Origin of the sequence: Aliikangiella sp. G2MR2-5 (assembly GCF_015687155.1) — a bacterium.
Lineage (GTDB): Bacteria > Pseudomonadota > Gammaproteobacteria > Enterobacterales > Kangiellaceae > Aliikangiella.
Genome location: NZ_JADPQF010000007.1, coordinates 16,233 through 36,333 on the forward strand (window position 1 = coordinate 16,233; position 20,101 = coordinate 36,333).

General features: G+C 41.9%; 21 protein-coding genes. 7 read left to right on the forward strand and 14 right to left on the reverse strand.

The features are described from left to right. Positions 1-160: 160 nt before the first annotated feature. The 3 genes from IYN84_RS18250 (at position 161) to IYN84_RS18260 (ending at position 3,136) form a co-directional block, all read left to right on the forward strand. On the forward strand, positions 161-736 hold the full coding sequence (locus tag IYN84_RS18250; protein WP_196140709.1) for a hypothetical protein: 576 nt from the start codon (positions 161-163) through the stop codon (positions 734-736). 417 nt (positions 737-1,153) lie between these two features. Then, complete coding sequence (locus IYN84_RS21020; protein ID WP_210330696.1) at positions 1,154-2,572, forward strand: mannan-binding lectin; 1,419 nt, start codon at positions 1,154-1,156, stop codon at positions 2,570-2,572. Between the two features lie 357 nt (positions 2,573-2,929). Next, positions 2,930-3,136 carry a hypothetical protein gene (locus tag IYN84_RS18260; protein ID WP_196140710.1) on the forward strand — a complete coding sequence of 69 codons (207 nt, stop codon included), beginning with the start codon at positions 2,930-2,932 and terminating at the stop codon, positions 3,134-3,136. A 236-nt stretch (positions 3,137-3,372) separates the two neighbouring features. Here IYN84_RS18260 and IYN84_RS18265 read toward each other — a convergent pair whose 3' ends face one another. Next, positions 3,373-5,334: a hypothetical protein gene (locus IYN84_RS18265; RefSeq protein ID WP_196140711.1), complete on the reverse strand. Its 1,962-nt coding sequence runs from the start codon at positions 5,332-5,334 to the stop codon at positions 3,373-3,375. 636 nt (positions 5,335-5,970) lie between these two features. Between IYN84_RS18265 and IYN84_RS18270 the strand changes: the two genes are divergently transcribed. Both IYN84_RS18270 and IYN84_RS18275 read left to right on the forward strand, forming a co-directional pair. After that, positions 5,971-6,495: a hypothetical protein gene (locus IYN84_RS18270; RefSeq protein WP_196140712.1), complete on the forward strand. Its 525-nt coding sequence runs from the start codon at positions 5,971-5,973 to the stop codon at positions 6,493-6,495. A gap of 222 nt (positions 6,496-6,717) precedes the next feature. Continuing rightward, the gene (locus tag IYN84_RS18275) at positions 6,718-7,044 is read left to right on the forward strand and encodes a hypothetical protein (protein WP_196140713.1); all 327 of its coding nucleotides are present in this window, start codon (positions 6,718-6,720) and stop codon (positions 7,042-7,044) included. A gap of 209 nt (positions 7,045-7,253) precedes the next feature. Here IYN84_RS18275 and IYN84_RS18280 read toward each other — a convergent pair whose 3' ends face one another. Continuing rightward, entirely contained in the window at positions 7,254-8,228 is a 975-nt protein-coding gene (locus tag IYN84_RS18280; protein ID WP_196140714.1) for a transposase, read from the reverse strand. A 160-nt stretch (positions 8,229-8,388) separates the two neighbouring features. Between IYN84_RS18280 and IYN84_RS18285 the strand changes: the two genes are divergently transcribed. Next, positions 8,389-8,781: a hypothetical protein gene (locus IYN84_RS18285; RefSeq protein ID WP_210330698.1), complete on the forward strand. Its 393-nt coding sequence runs from the start codon at positions 8,389-8,391 to the stop codon at positions 8,779-8,781. Between the two features lie 390 nt (positions 8,782-9,171). Here the strand turns inward: IYN84_RS18285 and IYN84_RS18290 are convergent, their stop codons facing one another. The 4 genes from IYN84_RS18290 to IYN84_RS18305 form a co-directional block, all read right to left on the reverse strand. Beyond that, positions 9,172-10,374: a formylglycine-generating enzyme family protein gene (locus tag IYN84_RS18290; protein WP_196140716.1), complete on the reverse strand. Its 1,203-nt coding sequence runs from the start codon at positions 10,372-10,374 to the stop codon at positions 9,172-9,174. Between the two features lie 122 nt (positions 10,375-10,496). Beyond that, positions 10,497-11,339 (reverse strand): hypothetical protein, encoded by an 843-nt coding sequence (locus tag IYN84_RS18295; protein WP_196140717.1) that lies wholly within the window; start codon positions 11,337-11,339, stop codon positions 10,497-10,499. A 286-nt stretch (positions 11,340-11,625) separates the two neighbouring features. Beyond that, positions 11,626-13,833, reverse strand: coding sequence for a catalase/peroxidase HPI (katG, locus tag IYN84_RS18300; RefSeq protein WP_196140718.1), 2,208 nt, complete (start codon positions 13,831-13,833; stop codon positions 11,626-11,628). A gap of 74 nt (positions 13,834-13,907) precedes the next feature. Further along, complete coding sequence (locus IYN84_RS18305) at positions 13,908-14,378, reverse strand: Dps family protein (protein ID WP_196140719.1); 471 nt, start codon at positions 14,376-14,378, stop codon at positions 13,908-13,910. Between the two features lie 179 nt (positions 14,379-14,557). Between IYN84_RS18305 and IYN84_RS18310 the strand changes: the two genes are divergently transcribed. Beyond that, positions 14,558-15,454 (forward strand): hydrogen peroxide-inducible genes activator, encoded by an 897-nt coding sequence (locus tag IYN84_RS18310; RefSeq protein WP_196140720.1) that lies wholly within the window; start codon positions 14,558-14,560, stop codon positions 15,452-15,454. A 20-nt stretch (positions 15,455-15,474) separates the two neighbouring features. Here the strand turns inward: IYN84_RS18310 and IYN84_RS18315 are convergent, their stop codons facing one another. The 8 genes from IYN84_RS18315 to IYN84_RS18350 all read right to left on the reverse strand — a co-directional run bounded on the left by IYN84_RS18315 (position 15,475) and on the right by IYN84_RS18350 (position 20,099). After that, entirely contained in the window at positions 15,475-16,029 is a 555-nt protein-coding gene (locus IYN84_RS18315; RefSeq protein ID WP_196140721.1) for a hypothetical protein, read from the reverse strand. A gap of 250 nt (positions 16,030-16,279) precedes the next feature. Beyond that, positions 16,280-16,681, reverse strand: a complete 402-nt coding sequence (locus IYN84_RS18320; protein WP_196140722.1) for a hypothetical protein — start codon at positions 16,679-16,681, stop codon at positions 16,280-16,282. 146 nt (positions 16,682-16,827) lie between these two features. After that, positions 16,828-17,352, reverse strand: a complete 525-nt coding sequence (locus IYN84_RS18325; protein WP_196140723.1) for a CbrC family protein — start codon at positions 17,350-17,352, stop codon at positions 16,828-16,830. A 102-nt stretch (positions 17,353-17,454) separates the two neighbouring features. Next, complete coding sequence (locus IYN84_RS18330) at positions 17,455-17,805, reverse strand: hypothetical protein (RefSeq protein ID WP_196140724.1); 351 nt, start codon at positions 17,803-17,805, stop codon at positions 17,455-17,457. A gap of 271 nt (positions 17,806-18,076) precedes the next feature. Further along, positions 18,077-18,421 (reverse strand): hypothetical protein, encoded by a 345-nt coding sequence (locus tag IYN84_RS18335; RefSeq protein ID WP_196140725.1) that lies wholly within the window; start codon positions 18,419-18,421, stop codon positions 18,077-18,079. Positions 18,422-18,469: 48 nt separating this feature from the next. Continuing rightward, positions 18,470-18,853, reverse strand: a complete 384-nt coding sequence (locus tag IYN84_RS18340) for a hypothetical protein (protein ID WP_196140726.1) — start codon at positions 18,851-18,853, stop codon at positions 18,470-18,472. Between the two features lie 188 nt (positions 18,854-19,041). Further along, a complete protein-coding gene (locus tag IYN84_RS18345; protein ID WP_196140727.1) occupies positions 19,042-19,254 on the reverse strand; it encodes a hypothetical protein in 213 nt (70 codons plus the stop codon). A 182-nt stretch (positions 19,255-19,436) separates the two neighbouring features. Continuing rightward, positions 19,437-20,099, reverse strand: a complete 663-nt coding sequence (locus IYN84_RS18350; protein WP_196140728.1) for a competence protein CoiA — start codon at positions 20,097-20,099, stop codon at positions 19,437-19,439. Positions 20,100-20,101: the final 2 nt, after the last annotated feature.

Here is a 20,101-nt window from a genome sequence, read left to right on the forward strand (position 1 = left end):
ACCCGCCAATTTAATTAGACAATAAAAATCTCTCACTGGCTTTTTATATAACGGCCCTCCATAATAATCATTACCGAGTGATACTCGACCCTCTGCAGGTGAGTGGCCTGTCAGATGATCTTGAAGCCGAACTTGAAAATCGCACAATTGTGAGTAGCCCGTGACTCGTTTGCTAACAATATTCTTAACCCTTTTCAGTCCTGTTTTCGCTGCGCTGGCAGACTCACCAGCTCGCCCCTTTCCCTACGTGACGACTTCGGAAAATGGACGCATGCTGTTCAAAATGATACCGCTTCAATTCACCGAAACGGGAACGAAACCAGCTTTTGGCGTCGCGATTAAACTCATGCCAGATGGCAGCTTTAAGGAATTATGGCGACTGGAAAATAATTATTCTTTTCAAACTTTTATATCAAACAATGGTGAAAACCTGATTGTCATGGGTCCATGGAATCAGGGCCATACACCCTCTCCAGATCATCTTGCTCTGGCATTTTATAAAAATGGAAAGCTGATAAAAAGCTATTCGACTGCAGAGCTGGTCAAAGATCCTTCCAAAGTAAAGGCCACCGTCAGTCACTATTTTTGGCGTGCCGACTCTCATGAAGAGTGCCCCGACGCCGCTGGAATTAACACCCGAATCAGCTGGGATAACCTTTTTACTTTAACGACAGTAGACTGCGTCAATTACACTTTTAATGTAATAAACGGAGAAATACTTTCAGAGAAAAATTAGCCAGCTAAAGGTGTCTTTATGAACCTATGATAATGAACCTGAATTCAAACACAAATCCAGATCTTGAACACCATTTATAACCTGCAATCGATAAGTTGTTTTATTTGGAGTTTGAGTTGAAGCTTGAAAGGGAGTTCATTTAATAGCAATATTCATTTAATAGCGATGCTTGTTTACCCCAGGTCATTGACTCGCTCCACCGATTGCAGATTACTCGTTATTTATACTGCCTGGCCCTATTGATATAACTTGTTCATTTTTATCTCGAAATGATAATACTTTTTCTTCAACTTGTTTCCTATACTGCTTGAAAAATAATTCTAACAGGCCAATCGTCGTCACCTTTTAAACGTGAATCAATCATTTCGAATCACCCCACAGGCGATAATTTTTTGCAAACGAGAAAAGGAAACATTCATGACATTCAACTTATTTTTTCGACTGAGCGCGCTCATTATTTTACTTGGATTAACGAGCTTCTCCATCAATGCCAAGTCATATAAATCGAAAGCTTATGACTGTAAAGCTGATCCAGGCTGGTTTAACGGAAGTGTTACCATGCCGGTTGAAGTTAAAAAAAGTAATCCGGACGGCACTTCAGATTTTTGTGATTTTTATCAATTTTCCTGGCAGGCATTTTTATATTTAATGTCAACCGACCCCACCGACAGCAGTCAGCGAAATTTTCAAAATGAAAACAATTACCCGATTCTGGAATTCAACACCGATGGTACACCGGCCAATTCGTGTGACACTAAACCGGCCGCACAACGATTCAGAGTTAGTTTGCAAAAGTCGACCACCATCCCGGAAAGTATCAATCAGGCGGGAGACGGAGCTACCATTTACGATCAAAATGGAAACGTCGTTTATTATGATGTGCGATTCAGCCGCAATATGTGCGACGTTTCCAGCATCAATCAACTCACTAACTTTCCAACTGGAACAACTGAAATAAAAACTGCATGGCGGGTGATTACTTCTGCTGAAGCCAGCAATTATATTAATATGACTGCTAATGTTGGTACGCAGAAAGATGTGTTACTGGGATTAGTAGGAATGCATCTGGCGATAGCGACCACGGATCACCCTGAATTTGTGTGGGCAACTTACGAACATAACAATAATTCTCCGGACTGTGCGAAACCGGGTCAAAGCACCGGTTGGTTATTTGCAAGCCCGCAATGTACCGATGCGCTGATAAAGGGGGACTCACTGGCGATAGTTCAGTGTCAGTTTAATCAGGCCGACAAGCAATCGGCTTCGCAGATTACCGGTACCCCAACCGAAATCTGCCGGGAATATCCTTATGGTACAGCTGCCAGCGATCCAAATGCAGAAGAAAATCTGGGTGATGTCACCAGCCTGAATCAACATGTCAGAGACAATCTTAAAGGTGATCTGGCAGTGTTGAAGAACTACTTTAATGTCGGTGACCTATGGGTAAGTAATATTGCGCTCAGCTCAGATATCAGTAACCAGAGAGGCTCATTACGTCTGGCAAATACAGTGGCAGAAACGACTTTTCAGGATGTTGATATTCATTCCAAAAACTTTATATCTAACTGCTTCGGTTGTCACAACTATACCGGAGAAAGCCAAAACAAAAACAAGAACACTACTTCAGGTTCACTCAGCCATATTTTTGATGATATTGCTGCCGGTCTGAACCAGTGCCTGGATGTACAGGCTGGTCCAATCATGAGTAATAGCGATGCTCAGACAAAATGCCCATCAACCTGTAAAAACGCTTCCAGTGCGTTAGGTAAATGGAACGGACAATGGAGAACCACAGTCCCCGGACGTATGTCTGTTTGCGGCTGTTGTGCCCCTTAGCAACTAACCCAAATTAAGAGATATCAGCAATGCCATAAGCAAATCGCTTATGGCATTCTGCTCTCTTCATTCCATGAAAATTCCGCCTAATCATTGCGATACCCTATACTGGTACCGAATCATTCGCTCCGAACCTGCGGAGCCCGACTCCAGCGCTGCCTCTCATCTCACCTATTGAAAGAAACTGATTTAAAATCATGTAGATAACTGAAATTTGAAGTGAATAGCCTCCCGATATCCCACATGACTTTGAGAAATAACTCACACAACAACGATCACTTGTCCCGTTTTACTTTTGCGCTGTTGCAGCAATAATACACTCCATCGTTAGACGACCAACTCTCAAAGGAAAATGATATGAACACTAATCATCAATGGACAACCTTTCAAAAAGGACGATTAAAAGTGCAAGCTTGTGCATGTTGTGGAGAATTAAAACTTCCAAGCAATTCACTTTCGGTATGTGATAGTGCTAATTTTCAGGAGAGCCCACTAGTTAAAGCAGGCTATTCAATATCAAATCAACTTCCAATTAGCGAACGTTTGGCTTCGTTTGCCGCGTGACGGGAGTCTTAATTTTGAGAGCGAATCCGTTTTTTAACCGCTTACAACATTGGATCGAACGTATCCCCTGGTATTTCCATATTGCGATGACCTGCTATTTTCTGGGCAGGGTTTACATCAATTCGGAAAACATGGGCATGGTGATATTAAGTACTATCGGCGCCGCCAGCTTTACTTATTTATCGGTTCATAGTTTAACGTCAAAACGAACTTAGTGCCTGAACCAGGTTCCCCTGTCAAAACACAACTCTGTCGCAAACGTAGCCACTGGGCATCTGTCGATTACTAATAGTCAGTTGTGGAAATCGACTAACAAGCTGCTTGTATAACTCGTAATCCTTAAGCCTGACTTCTGCCATACGCTGACGATGATATTCTTTAATGGTGGGTTCGAATAACATAATTGCGCCAACCAGATTAAGTCTTTTCGAACGCTTGTTAAAACAGTCCTCTCTTAGCCCGAGTGCTAAAGCATCAGATCGAATATTACTAAATTGATAAGTGTACTTTTGTTCTGCCAGCCAGCTTACCAGCGCTATATTACATGCAGTAACCGCCGCCTCTAACAGACTGCGTCCATTAACTGATGGCGTATCGAGTTGGTTACCAAGATTGGACAGGACACTAACATGTTCAGGGCTCATACTTCTCAATCGAAACACGGAAAAATGCGACGGGAGCAACCCACTCTCAGCAAGAAAGTGTGCGTACTCAGGTTTAATCCCGGTCAGGTTATCAAACAAAAACTGTTTTTCTCTCTCGGTCAGATTTAGTTTAACTGCTTCAGCAATAGCGGCCTGTATTCCCGCTTGCCAATAGACTCTGGTAATCTGATTAACTGCTTCATATCTTGGTTTGCTTTGTTTTGGTTCGTTTTGTGTTGGTTCATTTATTATTTTTTCACTCGCTTCCGGTTCAGCTTCGTCATATTTTTGAGTGTCAATTCGGTCAGGGCTACAGTCAGTGAGTCCGGGTTCGAGCTCGAATAGCTTTTGAGTCAGACTTTCCCAATCACCAGAAAATTCTTCAGTCAGCTTTTTAACCCTGTCACTTTTTACTTCATCGAAAATAATGTCCTTTGCTTGTGCAAACTGCTCTTCGCATTGAGAATAATAATCCAGCGACTTTCCCTGTAACTGACGAGTTAAAAATGTTTTTCTGTTTTCTGACAGTTGCTCAATAATTTCACTAATCTCGACATCCTGTTGAATAGCCTCAAGCGTTTCAGCTGGTTGAAAAAGAACACCTAAAGATTCATACAAGTGAATGTCCGCAATGACCAGTCGAGTAAACTCTTCAAAGAACTGTCCGAGCGCAAGATAGCCATCTTCAGTTATTCGATATCGCACCGACAGACCTTGTTCTACTAATATCTCAATCACTTCAGAGTAAGCAGCCAACTCATCTCTACTATAAAAACTAATCAGCTTTTCCAACGCATTAATTTTGAGGGGGCTTTCATTGATATTTCCACCAAAGCTGAAATACAAGGAGAGCAATTCCGGTTGATTGTCCAGTGCAATTTTTTCGAGGAGATTATTGGCATTGCGGTAACTACTTCCGACCCCTTTAAAGTCTCTCGACAGGTCAACCACTCTACCCAATATTCGACTAAATGGCGCATCATAGCGTTTGGCATTTAATAAACCTCGAATATCTTCCGGCCTGAACTCGGCAATATTCACCAGCATACTGTCAGAAACTATAGACCAGTTGATCTGATGATCAACAATCGCCTTCAATCCATAATTTTCAGCCAGAAGTTTTTTTGTCGAGGAATGGTCCACCTGCTTGTAGCTTTCACGAATTCTTCTATTGGATATGCTGCCAATCAGACTAACGGCTTGATATTTGCCAATGCTGGCTATAACTGCTCTATGGGTTGCTCGCAAGCCGACCGATTTTTCCAGCTTCTGGATATAATCCGGTAGCTCCTTTACCCAGTCTTTCTCTGCTTTTGTAAATGCTTTGTATTCAACACGACACTCACTGACCCGCTCAAAAAGTGGTCGCTGTGAATCAGGTGTCTGTACATTCCCACTTTCAACTTTAGTCAGCCGAAACACTTGTGCGTTCATCTGATGGTCGACCGAATCACTACTCAGCGCATGAGTTTGTTGTTCGTATTTCAGAATATTAAAGACCAACAACATAAGAACGACTACAGCACAGGCCCAGATAGTTTTTTTCTTTTGCATTTTCATTTTTACTGGAGCGTTTGTTTAAAGATGAATGCAATAACAATACACACACATCATGTTATTGCATACAATAAAACAAACTCTATAATAATTGCCGGCAAACAACAAGCGATACAACTTATTGTCATATTGATATTGACCCATGTGTGGATAGCGCCCGTCAAGTTGATAAAACTTGCTGGAGAGAAAGCGATTTGGCAGCCAAGCGTTTGAAAACAAGCGGATTGGAATTTAACAAATTGCTTATTCGGATTAGTCTTAACTCAATCTCACATAATAGAGTTTGAGGGTTAGATATAGTCTGATAATTCTTCTTCCAGCTGCTATCTTAAAGCGGAAATTCATGTAAACCGTAATATCAGAGATTTCTTCTTTAGAAGTAACCAGGATTTTCCTAGTGATAATGTTCTTACTACGCTTCAAAACTCAATTATCTATTTGATTTTAAAGGAAGTTCTTCTTTTGAGATGAGTATTTATCGTCAGTAAATCATGATAATAACAAGACTTTACTTTATCTTTATCGTTTAACCGGCTGTTTTTAATATAAAAAGCACTTTAGGTATCTTAGAGGTTTTCGTATTATCGTGATTTAGTGAAGATAATAATCTGTTAGGCATCGAGTGAGAGATATATGATATTAGATCAAATTAATAAAGATAAAGCGCTTGTACGAGATCTAGATCGGTATTTTGACTTTAAGATTGAAAGTATCAGTACATTACTTGACCGATGGAATTTAAAATGTCATCAAGAAGTACGCGTATTTGGGTCCGATGCAGGAGGAGGTTTATTTGGTGTTGTTGGTCAAGGTGATATTTGTCAACTACCCGTTTTATATCTGAGCTCAGAAGGTGAATCTGGAATTATCGCAAACTCCCTTAAAGATTTTTTTGAGTTGATTGTGTTCTTACCTGCATGGAGAGATGCTATTTTTTGTGAAACAGAATCCGAAATCGTTAAGAGAGCAAATGAAGGGGAACAAGACATGACTGAAATGCTCGAAGGTCTCCCTATTAAGAAGCAAAAAATATCCGGTCTATTGTCACTAAATGGCGACTTAGTTATTAAAAAACTAAACGATAGTATTAAGAAAGCTGAAAGTGTAGAGGTGTGGGGGGACAATGGTGAAAATTTCGGAAGTTTGTTCGAATATTAATCATAAGCCTAACAAGTGGCTGCTACGGACCCAAAACAGTTGGCACCTTTTGCGCATTTCCGCTTCGCGGCGCAAAAGCCGCCAACTATTTCGGGCCGCAGAGCCATGCGTTATGATTAGAATTCCCTTATGACCCAAGACAGAACAAATTGCGACTCTTGTAAAGCAAGCATATTAGAGACGACAAAAATTAGGTGCAAAGGTTTGTGTGCGCCTTGCTACATGAAAGCAAATAATGGATTCAAGGCTGGTCAAATCGAATCATTCAAGAAAAGAGGATTGAGTGAACTAGTTGAAAAATGGATTGAACTAATTCGCCAAGGGCAGCCAAATATTCGAAATCCCTTGATTACTGACAAAGGCAAAGAAGTGATTCCTGTTGTTTATTCAGCGGTAGAAGGATATTTCCGTTCAGAAGAAAAGAATTTTGATGGCGAATATATTCTGAATTTACTTGAAGAATTAAAACTACTTCCAGACAATGAATTACAGCAGTATGTATCTAAAGTCGAAATATTTGTAATGGAGCTTAATCGTGCAGGAAAATAAAACAAGAAAATAAAACAAGACACCCTGATATAACTAAAAGGTAACATTTTATCAATCTATTTATAGATTACGTAATCCTGGCTAATAAAGTAAAAGGAGACAAATAGTAATTCGAAATTCAATCTGATTTAGGGCGAACTTCAGTAGGCAGACGTATAAAATTCTGCCAAACCGCTTTATTCGATTCGAAAGTGTGATTTGAAAATGATTCAGGATTGATAGAGCAATCTAGCCTGCCCAATTCCCTTAACCCAACGTTTCTTAATGGCCTTGGCTTTTTCTTTAAGTTTATCGATTGAACCCATCATCGTCGGTTGTCCATGACAAAGTCGCTGGATTTGATCAAGCCAGTTACCTTTTTGAAGATTCAATCGATGAAAGATTGAACTGATATTTGGTGGAATTGAAGCTTTGTTAGGATGAACAATTGCTCGACCGGTCCAATCTACCAAAACCAGATAGTCATTCAAGTTAAACGAATAGAGAGATTCGTCTTTTGAGTGGTTCACAGGAACTAGCGATTCGTTCATTTGGATAGTTGAGCTTTTCAGTTTATCAATTCGAATTTTAATTGAAGTATAAAGCGATGCTTCTAGCTCCTGGGTGAGTCCTGATCGAATTGGGTTGAGGTCGACATACGCCATGCAGGCCAATACTGAAGTTTCATCAAGTAGAGGGATGGATTGATAGCGAGATTCCCAGAATCTTCCCTTTACGCAATCTTCCTGGTTGCTTTGCTTGGCTAACGGTTCATTTAATCGCGACATAAACCAAGATAGTTTTCCCAGTCTTTTTCTATATTTTTCAAGTTTGACTTTATCAGCAATGATAGCCTGTTTTCTGAGTTCTCTTAATTCAGCGTTTTCAGGTTTATCCAGGCGACCAGGGTAGGCCAATAGCCATCGCTCGGCAATTTGTTCATCAGACCAAAGTATCGGTGCTTTGGGATCTAGCTTTAGAACAAGATGGTAATGATTATCCATCACCGCATAGGAATAGAGGGATACGGCAAAGATATCGGCAAGCTCCAGCATACGCTTTTCAAGCCAGGCTTTGCGGTGGTTGTAATTTTGACCTGTCTCAGAATCTTCACCACATAAGTAAGCTCGTCTAACGCATCGAGAAATACAGTGATAAAAGCCAGCAGATTCGTTATCAACCAAGTATTTTCTGGGAATAGGCATAGTCGGTTTCTCTTCCTTGAGAAGTAAGTACCTGATAGGTAGTCTAAAGTTTAGGGCTTGTTTTACAATTCCAGAATTTCCGAGTGTTATGTAGGAAATTGCGGGTAGTTGATGTAGGATAATAGCTTATAACGGGGTGTCCGATAAAACGCACGAAAATATGATCAAAGCCTTAACAATATTTCTAACTTTCAGCTTGCTTTCCGCCTGTGCTGAAAAGACACGATATGTGAGTAAGAAATATAGGGATGTTGATGGTGTTTCTGTGAATTACTCCGTCGAAAGTGATAAAGCCCGTGCCGTCATCAACTTTGTTAAGATGTGTTCTAGCTCTAACTGTGTTACCGAATCAGAAAATCATTTCGGATGGATGAAGGAACCCATTAAAATAAGGTACATTACCATATTTAAAGACTTAGAAGATTTTCCGATTGCTTATGAAGTTGGAGTAGAACCTGAAGAGAAAATGGTCGTGGTTTTAAGACTACAAGAAAGAGAGGGGAAGGATGGGTTTTTCGATGTCTCTATTTCATCTCTAGACCAGTACGATTAAGCATATAACAATGATTAGAAATGGATTCGGCGAAAAACACGCCTCACAATTTAAACAAGCGTTGAACTTCCGCTTCTGGCCGCAAGCCGAAACGTTAATTGTACGATTAAATCAAACTCTTATTTCTAAAGTGTCAGTTCAAGTATGAGTTATTACAGTATATTTAATAATCGAGTATTAACCTGTCATGATTCGATATCATCAAATATCAGCAGCTCACGGTAAGTTAGCTCAGGTTTCAATTGCACCAAAGTAAAATGAATTTTCACGCCTTTGAGAAGTCAAGTGGGCTTTTTTTCAGCTAGATGTCTCTTTTTAAGGCCTTGATTCAAACCTTTTTAAATCATTGTTAGCTCTCACCTACTTAACGTAAGACTCAATGATTGAAGGTTATTCATTTAACGCCAGTCTGAACCCTATACCATTATTTCTCGAAGCCGCTTTTTTAATTATACGAATGGTAGCAGTAGAGGCTATCATCAATTCATACCACGAGCCGCCACGCACAACTCTGGTCGGACAGTTCCCTTGTTGGACAGCTCCACCATCTGTCGGCGCATTTAGATAATTTTCCTGATAACAATCCTGCACCCATTCAGAAGCATTCCCATGCATGTCGTAAATACCCAGCTTGTTCGCCGGAAAAGATCCCACCGGTGCTGTCTGTGAATACTCCCATCGGCTTCCACAATCTCTACAATTAGCAAGGTTATAGATATCGAGGTGACTCCCACTGTATGCTTCTTGCTCAAAAGCATCACCGTCTCCTCTACGCGCTGCATATTCCCATTCCGCCTCACTCGGTAGTCGAAATGACTTTCCGGTCTTGTCATTTAGCCACTGAATATATTGAATAACGTCGAAATAACTCACACAAACAACCGGCTGCTGCCTGCCTTGATTAAAATAGGGGTGACGCCAACTGGCATTCGTTGGATTACCATGTTGATTAGAAAAATGGATTCGACAGTTTTCTGACTCAAACCCGGTCTCTTCTGCATATAAAGAAAACTGCGCAACGGTAATTTCTTTTTCGCCCAGTTTAAAAGCATCAATACTAACTTGATGTGCTGGCGCCTGATTTGGATAACAGTCATTGCAGCCCATCATAAACTCACCAGCAGGGATATCGATCATTTTACCCACATAGTCCTCATAAGATTTTTCTTCGTCGGCATCACTCTCCTGCTCATCCAGAGCCGACCGGTTTAAATCGAACTGGTTTAAGTCAGACCGGTTTAAATCAGACCGGTCTAATTCAGACTGTATGCACTCGCTACCTTGCTGAAAGCTTACTTCAGTGGAGCAATCAATAGCGTCATTTGCCAAACTTTTTTCAGTTTTATCTGCATCGATATTTAACAGCGGCTTAATTTTTATTACATCGTCTTTGTTATTAATATCTTCTTGCTCGCCATTTCCCTTTTCAACTTTCATTAGCTCTTCCTGCTCGGCAGTAATGAACTCTGTTGATGTGGTGACAAACTTTTCCCTGGCGTTTGAGTCACTATCCGACTCATTTCGACTAGCATCTTTACTAAAAAAATAGAGTGCAACAATAACTACGCCCAACAAAAAAACTATTTTCTTCATTTTAAAATAAGGTTAACTTGACTGATTCATAACTTATAACATTTCAATCCTCCTGATTTCAATCATTTCAAAATCAGTCATTTCAAAATCAGTCATTCTAGAATCAGTCAGAAAAGCAACTCCTAACTAACCAGCTCGGTACCCGTATTACAATTCTGATAGGTACATTTACGTGTTCTTGAAACACTCATGCTACTCATACGAGGTAATCGGCTGCCACAGGTATCGCAATGATTATGATCATTTTGACACTCATGCCAACGCGAATTAAAAGTAGTATTCGCCGGTTTAACTTTGTTGCAGGCAACACACATCGGCATACTGATAAATTCCAGAATCACATCTTTGTGCGCCTGATGAATTTCGCTCACACAGAAACTTGCTTCAATATGTCCACGCCTATCGGCTTCCCATAAGCGTGTAAAGCCCCAGTTAATTTCCTGCCTGGGTTCGGTTTGAATAAAACGCGTTCGCCCATTATGGGTGATAGACAGCCCCCAGTGTTGCCAGTGATACCACTCATCTCGTGGCGCGGTAACATGAATCTTATAGGGAGAATTAGCCACCGGTGTCAAACCGTTGGCACGAGCCGCGACTCTGGACATCGCTTGCATAAATGCGATTCTTTCCTGATCGGTAGAGTGAGGCTGTTTAGCGGTATTCCACAATTGAGCAAGATTCGGCTCAGAGACATAATTTCCCGCAAAGTTTGCTCGCGGAATATCGGTAAATGGATCAATCGGCGCATTTTGTTCATAAATTCTGAGCGGACTTGAATCGCTCATATCATTACTTTCTTCACCTGCACAAAGCGCCCAGTTCCAGCAGGCCCGATCTTTAAGGTTATTCCACTTGGCCCACAAAGGACTCGGAATTCTATCAGGAAGATAAAAATCAATATTGCCGGTGTCTCCGCCATTTATTTTTGTAATCCTGTCGAGCTGAGCAATACTTAAAGTCGCCATTGTTAATGTCCCTTTAGATTGTGGAAGAAAAATAACTCGATTTATTCAATAAAAACTAATCGATCGTTAACCTTTATTCAGGTTAGAAAGAGAGGTTCAATTAGTCTACAACTAATCAAAATTTTAACTCTGGTGGAGATTGTAAATAATCGATACTATTTTCAAACAGTACAAAAATAACGATTGTACTTGACCACTGCTCTTGCCGAGAAAATAAGCGAAAAAAAATCGGGAGTCATAAATAGCCCTCCCGATTTCAAATGCTAAACGCTTTTCAATACGCCGGTTATTTCAGGTCAAAACGATCGGCATTCATTACCTTGTTCCATGCACTCACAAAATCTTTGACAAATTTCTCCTTGGCATCATCTTGCGCGTAAACTTCCGTTAATGCACGCAGTTGTGAATTGGAACCGAAAACCAGATCAACCCGGGAAGCAGTCCATTTAACTTTACCACTGGCTCTGTCGCGTCCTTCAAATTCCTGAGCCGCGTCGGAGGTCGGCTTCCATTCAATATTCATATCAGTCAGGTTAACAAAAAAGTCATTACTAAGAACTCCGGGATTTTCAGTTAGAACGCCCTGTTTTGCCTTCTGATAGTTGGCATTCAGCACGCGCATACCTCCCACAAGAACAGTCATTTCGGGAGCAGTCAGCGTCAGTAGTTGTGCTTTATCCAATAGCAATTCCTCGGCTGAAACTGAAAATACTTTTGGCAGATAATTTCTAAAACCATCAGCAACAGGCTCTAACACCGCGAAAGACTCAACATCGGTTTGCTCGCTGCTCGCATCAACTCGTCCCGGGTTAAAAACAACTTCTACTTTGACGCCGGCATCGGCCGAAGCTTTTTCAATAGCAGCGTTGCCCCCCAGAACAATCAGGTCGGCCATAGATACGGCTTTACCGGACTGAGCAGAATTAAATGCCTGCTGAATATCTTCCAGCACCGCCAACACCTTTTGCAGCTGCTCGGGTTGATTGACCTGCCAGTCTTTTTGCGGCGCCAATCGGATGCGTGCGCCGTTCGCACCACCACGAAAGTCTGAACCGCGAAAACTGGAAGCCGATGACCAGGCAGTGTAAACCAGTTCAGAAACAGTTAGCCCCGAGCTTAAAATTTTCTCTTTTAACTGCGTGATGTCAGCCTGGTTAATCAACTCGTAATTACGCGCAGGTAAAGGATCCTGCCAGATCAAATCTTCCTCTGGCACTTCGGGCCCGAGATATCTTGATTTGGGTCCCATGTCACGGTGGGTCAGTTTAAACCAGGCTCTGGCAAACGCATCGGCAAACTCTTCCGGATTCTGATGAAAACCTTCAGAGATTTTTCTAAACTCAGGATCCATTTTCATCGACATATCAGCCGTGGTCATCATCAGTCCCACCCGGGTTGCTTCATCCGAAGCATCAGGAGCCTTGTCTTTGTCTGCCAGATTGACCGCTGCCCACTGATGCGCACCCGCCGGGCTTTTCACCAGTTCCCAGTCATAGCCAAACAATACCTCAAAATAACTGTTATCCCATTGCGTCGGATTGGGTGTCCACGCCCCTTCAATACCACTGGTAGTAGTGTCACTACCATGTCCGCTGGCGTAACTGCTTTTCCAGCCAAACCCCATTGCTTCCAATGGTGCCGCTTCCGGCTCGGCTCCAACCAGCGACGCATCACCTGCTCCATGAGCTTTACCAAAGGTGTGACCTCCGGCTGTTAACGCGACAGTTTCATAGTCATTCATTCCCATTCTGGCAAAAGTCTCACGTACATCTCTACCCGATGCCACCGGATCGGGGTTTCCATCCGGCCCTTCCGGGTTCACATAAATCAAGCCCATCTGCACTGCCGCGAGAGGCGCTTCAAGCTCGCGCTCTCCGCTATAGCGTTGATTACCAAGCCACTCGGCTTCATTGCCCCAGTAAACATCTTCTTCAGGCTCGTAAATATCTTCACGCCCACCGCCGAAGCCAAAGGTCTTTAACCCCATCGATTCGATAGCGACATTGCCGGCCAGAATAAACAGATCAGCCCAGGATAGTGCGTTGCCATACTTTTGCTTTACCGGCCATAGGAGTCGTCTTGCCTTGTCCAGATTGCCGTTATCCGGCCAGCTGTTAAGCGGTGCAAAGCGCTGATTGCCGGTATTGCCACCGCCTCTTCCATCGGCGCTACGATAGGTTCCTGCGGCATGCCAGGCCATGCGGATCATAAAGGGTCCATAGTGGCCGTAATCTGCCGGCCACCAGTCTTTGGAATCGGTTAGCACGGTTTCAATACTTTGTTTAACCGCTTTAAGATCAAGCTGACTGAATGCTTCGGCGTAATTAAAACCATCATCCATGGGTGAAGTTTTTTTGTCATTCTGATGAAGAATTTTCAAATTCAGCTGGTTAGGCCACCAGTCAGAATTTTTGGTGCCTTCACCACCTTGTCTGGTATTTGCACCGTGCATAAACGGGCATTGACCGGTTGAATCTTGCTTATCGGTTTTCATTGCAGCCTCCGTGGCGACAGTTGGTTTTATTTAGTAAAAATAGTGCGTGGAAAGAAAAAATGCTGAAAAGATAATTAATCCCTCAATGCTCGTAGCATCCAGGCGGTCTTCTCATGCACCCGCATGCGATCCGAAATCAATGCTGCCGATGATTCATCATCAGCGGCCTGCGCCGCTTTTAGTGCTTCACGGCTTGTTCTAACCAGTGTTTCATGAGACTGATTAAGTATTTCGATCATTTTTCCGGCTTCGGGTACGCCTTCAACTTCTTCAATCGAACTTAACTCAACAAACGCGCGGTATGTTCCAGGGGCCGCAAATCCCAGGGTTCTGATCCTTTCCGCAATCTCATCTACTGCCAGCGCCAGCTCGTTATAGTGCTCTTCAAACATCAGGTGCAGTTCACGAAACTGACTGCCGGTAACATTCCAGTGAAAATTATGGGTCTGCAGATACAGGGTGTAGCTATCTGCCAACAATCGCTTTAAATGATTGGCTATATGTTCACGGTCCTGCAGGTTGATCCCGATATTTATGGTCGACATTTTTCTCTCCGTTTTTAAAAGTTAAATTTGCGAGATTTAGCTTGCGTACTTCTAATTCCTACGCTGTAGCCTTTAATTTAGATCAACCTTATAAATCAGTAAATTTGATTGTTTAGATTCCATTGTTCTAAAATATAGAACATCGATAAATTCCCTGATACAGATGAGAGTCACTAATCATGTTATCCCTCAAACAGCTCAGCTATGCGCTGGCAGTTGAAAAGACGCTGCATTTCAAGAAAGCTGCAGATGCCTGCAATATTAGTCAGTCGGCTCTCAGTACCGGTTTAAATGAGCTGGAAAAGCAGCTCGGGATCATGATATTTGAAAGGAACAATAAGAAGGTACTGGTAACGCCTCTGGGACAGGAAGTACTGGATCTGGCGCGCCGGCTTGTGTTGCAGGCAAGTGAACTCGAACAACTGGCCGCCAGTCACCAGGCGCCTCTCGCCTATCCTTTAACGCTCGGCGTTATCCCCACTATTGCGCCGTTTCTTTTACCGAAACTATTCCCGCAGTTAAATCAGCGTTATCCCGAAGCCAAACTGAATATTGTAGAAGAAGAGTCTGCTCAGCTGGTCGATCTGGTCCGTCGCGGCGAAATTGATGCCGCCATTCTGGCTCTGCCTTTTCCCTGCGATGGTTTACTGACACTCGAATTTTGGCAGGAGGATTTTTACTGGGTCGCATTAAGAACGGAACAACAAAAGCGACAGAAAGAAATTACCAGCGAGCAGTTAGTGGATGAAAATCTGATGCTGCTCAAAGAAGGCCATTGCCTAAAGGAGCATATTCTGGATGTCTGCAAGCTCCCCGAACAAACAGCAAATCATGGTTTTGGCGCCACCAGTTTAAATACACTGGTACAAATGGTGCTGGGAAATCTGGGGACAACTTTAATTCCGGAGATGGCATTGGATCAGTTAACCGCGCAAAATAAAAATTTGCGCACGGTTCATCTGGCCGAGCCGGGCCCACATCGGCGAGTAGCTTTTATCATTCGACCGAATTATACCCGCTACGACAGTATTCAGTTGCTGGCGAATGTGTGCAAGGAGGCTTTGGGCAAACGTTAAGTTTGTAGTTCTGCCTTTGGTTAATTCAGCCAGTTTGAGAAAAATTCCTTCTTTGTGCGCGAACCGACAACAACAATTTGTTCAGGCACCTTAAGTTCTTCTTCAATTAATTTAAGTTTGCCCGCCAATTCAGTAGTACGAGCCTGGACAGCTTCCAGCCTTTGTCTGGAGCCTTCCCCTCCGCTGACATCAATTGCTCTGATTTCCGCCTGAATTTCACTCAGAGAGCCAATGCTTTGTCTTATCATGCGATTGTGCTCTGCGACTGTGGCTACCTTTACATTCGAGTCGCCACTGGCTTCCGTCGAAGTCGCCGAGTGAATTCCCTGATTGGCGCCGGCAGCGAAAGAGAATATCAGTAATGTGTTGATGACATAGTGAATGCACTTTTCAAGCAAACCAATTTTTTTGGCTCGCATGACAATCAAGCCAAGCACTGCGCTAAACCCTAACGCAATCCAGATTGCCGGCAGTGAAAAATTATAGGCCAGAGCGTTAGTAATGGTGATCACAATGCCTCCGCTGGCGGCGGGGGTGGACATTGATCTGGGGTTTAGAAATTCGTCTACGTTCATGCTTGTCTCCCGGTTGTTATTTTTAGATCCGCTAATGATTATGAGTGCGAGTATGAGTATGAGTATTTTTCTACTCTTGAATAGCCAGAAATCAAAACTATCGCGCTATGATGTCACAATGCGATTGCTTTTCAAGATGTTAATTTCCAGCTATATCTTATTGAGATATCTATCGGTAATTCACACTATTCGCAGGGAACTTTGATGACTTCCTTATTTTGATACTAGTTTTAGTTTTAATTAACACAAACTAACATAATCCGCCAAATAGCCATTGACCGGTTTCATCTTTGTTAAATTCAGCTCCCCACAGAGTATTGACGTTAATCCCGGCGTAATAGAGTGTTAATGAATCGATGGTTTCAATTTCAACATAGGAAAGCGTAAACTCGTAGCCCGTTTCCAGATAATAGCTTTTGGAACTTTCCCGACACGCAACATGGTAATCCAATTCGATTAACGCTTTGATTAAATTGCCGATATCGTCTTGGCCAGGTAGAAGCATCGGCTTTATATACATGAGCGTGATATCGGCACTGCCATTTTCAATATCCAGACAGACACAGTCTCCATCATCATAGGGTTCTGCTTCGGCCAAGGCGTTTAAATAGGATGTCAGATTATTTTTTTTCAGAAGATTAAATCCGTTCATCTAGCACCTTATCCTTAAAACTCTGTTGTGATTATTTGTGAAAAGAATATTCCATTAACTAAATCCCATAAAATCTTTTGTAATACTATGCTTACCGGCTCCAATGTCGCTAGAAGCAACGATATTGTCATCTTTATCGATTACATCTAGTCAAGGTCTAATCCTATTCGGATGTCGCCACAGTGGCGACAAACAAATTTCAGACACTCTCCTGAACCAGGCGAATAGTTCGCTAATAAACTCTGCCATTCATTCTCGTCAAGATAGGTACTTTCAAATATCTTTGCTAGCTCATCATCTTTGACCGCTTTTAAATCTGCTAATGATGCCTCACCATGATACTCACAGGCATCATTACAATGGCAAAGCCACTGCTCTTGTTGGATAGAAAAATATCCTGGAGTCCGTTTAGATACTTCTTCAATTGCTTCTTCCGAAGCACCGCCTTGGTATAACGGATGAGAATCAACAAATTCTGCATCATATTTGGCCGCTACGCTACCATCAGCAATAAACCATGGACAGACAGGAGGAACGCTTTGTCTGGAATAGATTACAGGGCAATAAATATAGCCTCGAGCTTTGCCACAACAACCACAAATTTCATCACTTTCTTCTATGGAACCATTTCCTAACGGATCAGGGTGGTATTTAAATGTCGGTAGTGTCATCAAACTTATCCAGTAAATCCTCATTTAAACAGACAGTTGCCATTTAAACAGTCCACCACTATATTATATTGATCGTGGAACTATGATCTTACATCGCATTCTTTACCGCAACACCTTTTGGAATGTATATTTCTTCATACCAAAAAAATTAGTTGTTTTCTCGACTACACTAACTTTATCTCCAATCTTTACAACAGTAGCTCGCGGCACTCTTATTCTTTTGGTTGTCAGAGAGTTTACATCAATAAGGATATAGAATCGCTCTTCATTTTCTGTTGCCTCGCTATAAAGGTGTTTAACAGGTACTTGGATAACTCTGCTTACACCAGTTGAACTTGCCACTGTAATCATAATTAGTAGTGCACTGATCGCAACATATATCGAGTAACGTCGAAAGTTTTTATGCCACTCTTTTCGAACTAATTCATCAAGTCTATCGCGTGCTAGCCCCATCTCTATTTACCACGTAGAATGCTCAAAAAAGTACAGAATTTTCGTTTCAATTAAAGTATTCACGCCACACCTACAACGTTTCATGTTTTGAATTAAAATCGATATTCCTGTTATTCCTAACGATATATACTATCAAATATTCCGTAATTTTCGTTGATAAATCTATACCTGTGATGTCCCAAGGTTAGGGTTTAGCGCGTTTTGAGCAAGAAGACTTTGGCGTGTTAAGCATTGATTCTAGCTTGCCAACAAGCTCGGCACCCAGCACAAATCAATCTGGCTCCGGCACCGACACATGATAGTTAAACAATCGGTTATCAGTTCTGAATTGGAAATTGACCTGCCAGCCGAGGTATTGTTTCTCCTGCGGAGGTAATATCACGCCACTGTTCGGATGCATTTCGCGCCACAGGTCAGAAGCAGCTCTAATTACATCGTAACCTGCTTGCCAAATTCCCGGAGCACCGTAGTCCCAGCGAGTATTAACGATGTTGTTCATGATTTCGACTTCACCAGCTTCAAAATGCTGGGGGAAGCCTCCTTGTTGATACTCATCAAATCTTCTGTTAGCTTCAATTAATGCTTCTCGAAGATCGTCTACATAGATAGTCGGCATACAATACTCTCCTTCATAGATTAACCGTTTACTCAGACACTGACTTTATTATTCACTTTTGATAAACAACTCCAGGATACTGCTAAAACTTGTATCTGACTCAAGTACTCCAAACGCTACCAAAAATAGAAACAGATAGCCGATAAAAAACGGGAGTCCCTGTTTGAAAATCTTTATCATTTTGAATTCAGGGTGGTTATTTTCCCGCAAAAACTTAATAAACTGTTTTCTTTTTAGATATCCTGGAATATATAGTGATGTAATGAATATAATGGAAATACAAGCATAAAAAGCTGGTGAGGATGTTCCCAAACATCCTAATCCCAAACTAAATCCGATAATTCCAAAGATTTGATTTAGAAATAGATACCAGGAGTTCACTCGTTTCTTTATTTCATTTTCAATATAAACGCTTTCTTGTTGATTTCCCATTACAGTCCCTTTTTGTTTTATTGGATTAACGAAAACTTATCAGAAACATTTCAAATGTAGACGCTGCTAAGCCGATACCATTAAACACAAAAAAAAGCACCTACATATTTCCAAGGGACGGTCTAATAAAAAACAAAACTATCTAGACCGTCCGCCCTAGCACCTCTGTCTGCCTAAGGTACTGCAACTTATTTGGTTTTAATGCTTACTGAATGGTTAGAGTTATTACGTAGATGATGATTAGCGGAATTATTGGCTACTGTTTCATCATTTGACCACTGTCCCAAATACTTATCTTCCGTATCACAATACGCGCGGTAAAAATTGGAAGCATATACAGAAGCGCTGAAAGCAATGGCCATAATGCCCAGTGCGATTGGTTTAACGTTATACTTTTTCATATGACTCTCCTTTGGTTTGTAAAATGGCAACATCATACTTCTAAAGATAAAAACTTTAACTTCCACTATTTAAATTCAGTTCTGACTTTATTATTCGCTTTCGGCCAATTGCGGACATTTCTGAGTGGCTTTTAAACTCTACGACAATTATCTAAACTATTTCAATCTCATAGTATTCAAACTCATTCCGTTGCAGGCCCACCAACTGAGCTAAAATCAGTTGTTCCCGAGCAAGCTAATTGAACAAAACTATCGATATTGACAATCCCTGCCATCCCGCGCTTGGAGCTTAGATCGAAGCGTAAAACTCGCCAAAAACCATGTTCAGGTCCGAAATCTATAAAAACAGGTTTAGTCGTGTGCCATCGCTTAAAAAGCGTACTTCTTCCGAACCAGTTGAAATGAGCAATGCCGTCTTCGTTTGGTCGACTGAGCATATTCGAAAAGTTGAATCGATCAAAATCGTTTTTACAACCATCTACAATCCAAATCAGTGATCTATGAAAGTCTTCTCGTAACTGTATTTCATCAGGATGTATGCTTGAGCGCTGAAATTCAATAACTAAGCCTGAAGGGGTTTTTACATCAGCTATATGCCACTCACCAGTTCTGGTATTTTGACAACGAACCTCTTGCCATGTGATAGGAAATCGATTTTTCCAATTCCGATGCCACTCGCTTTCAGTCTCCCACCATGGGTCGCAGAGTTCACGAGATAAATGTGACCAATGCCATGAAACATGCTTACCACATTTAGCAATAACTTCAGCTCCGCACCCTGGGCAAGTAGCGCGGAGTTTTGGGCTTGCTTCAACGCGATCACCTTCCAACAACGCAAAACGCATGA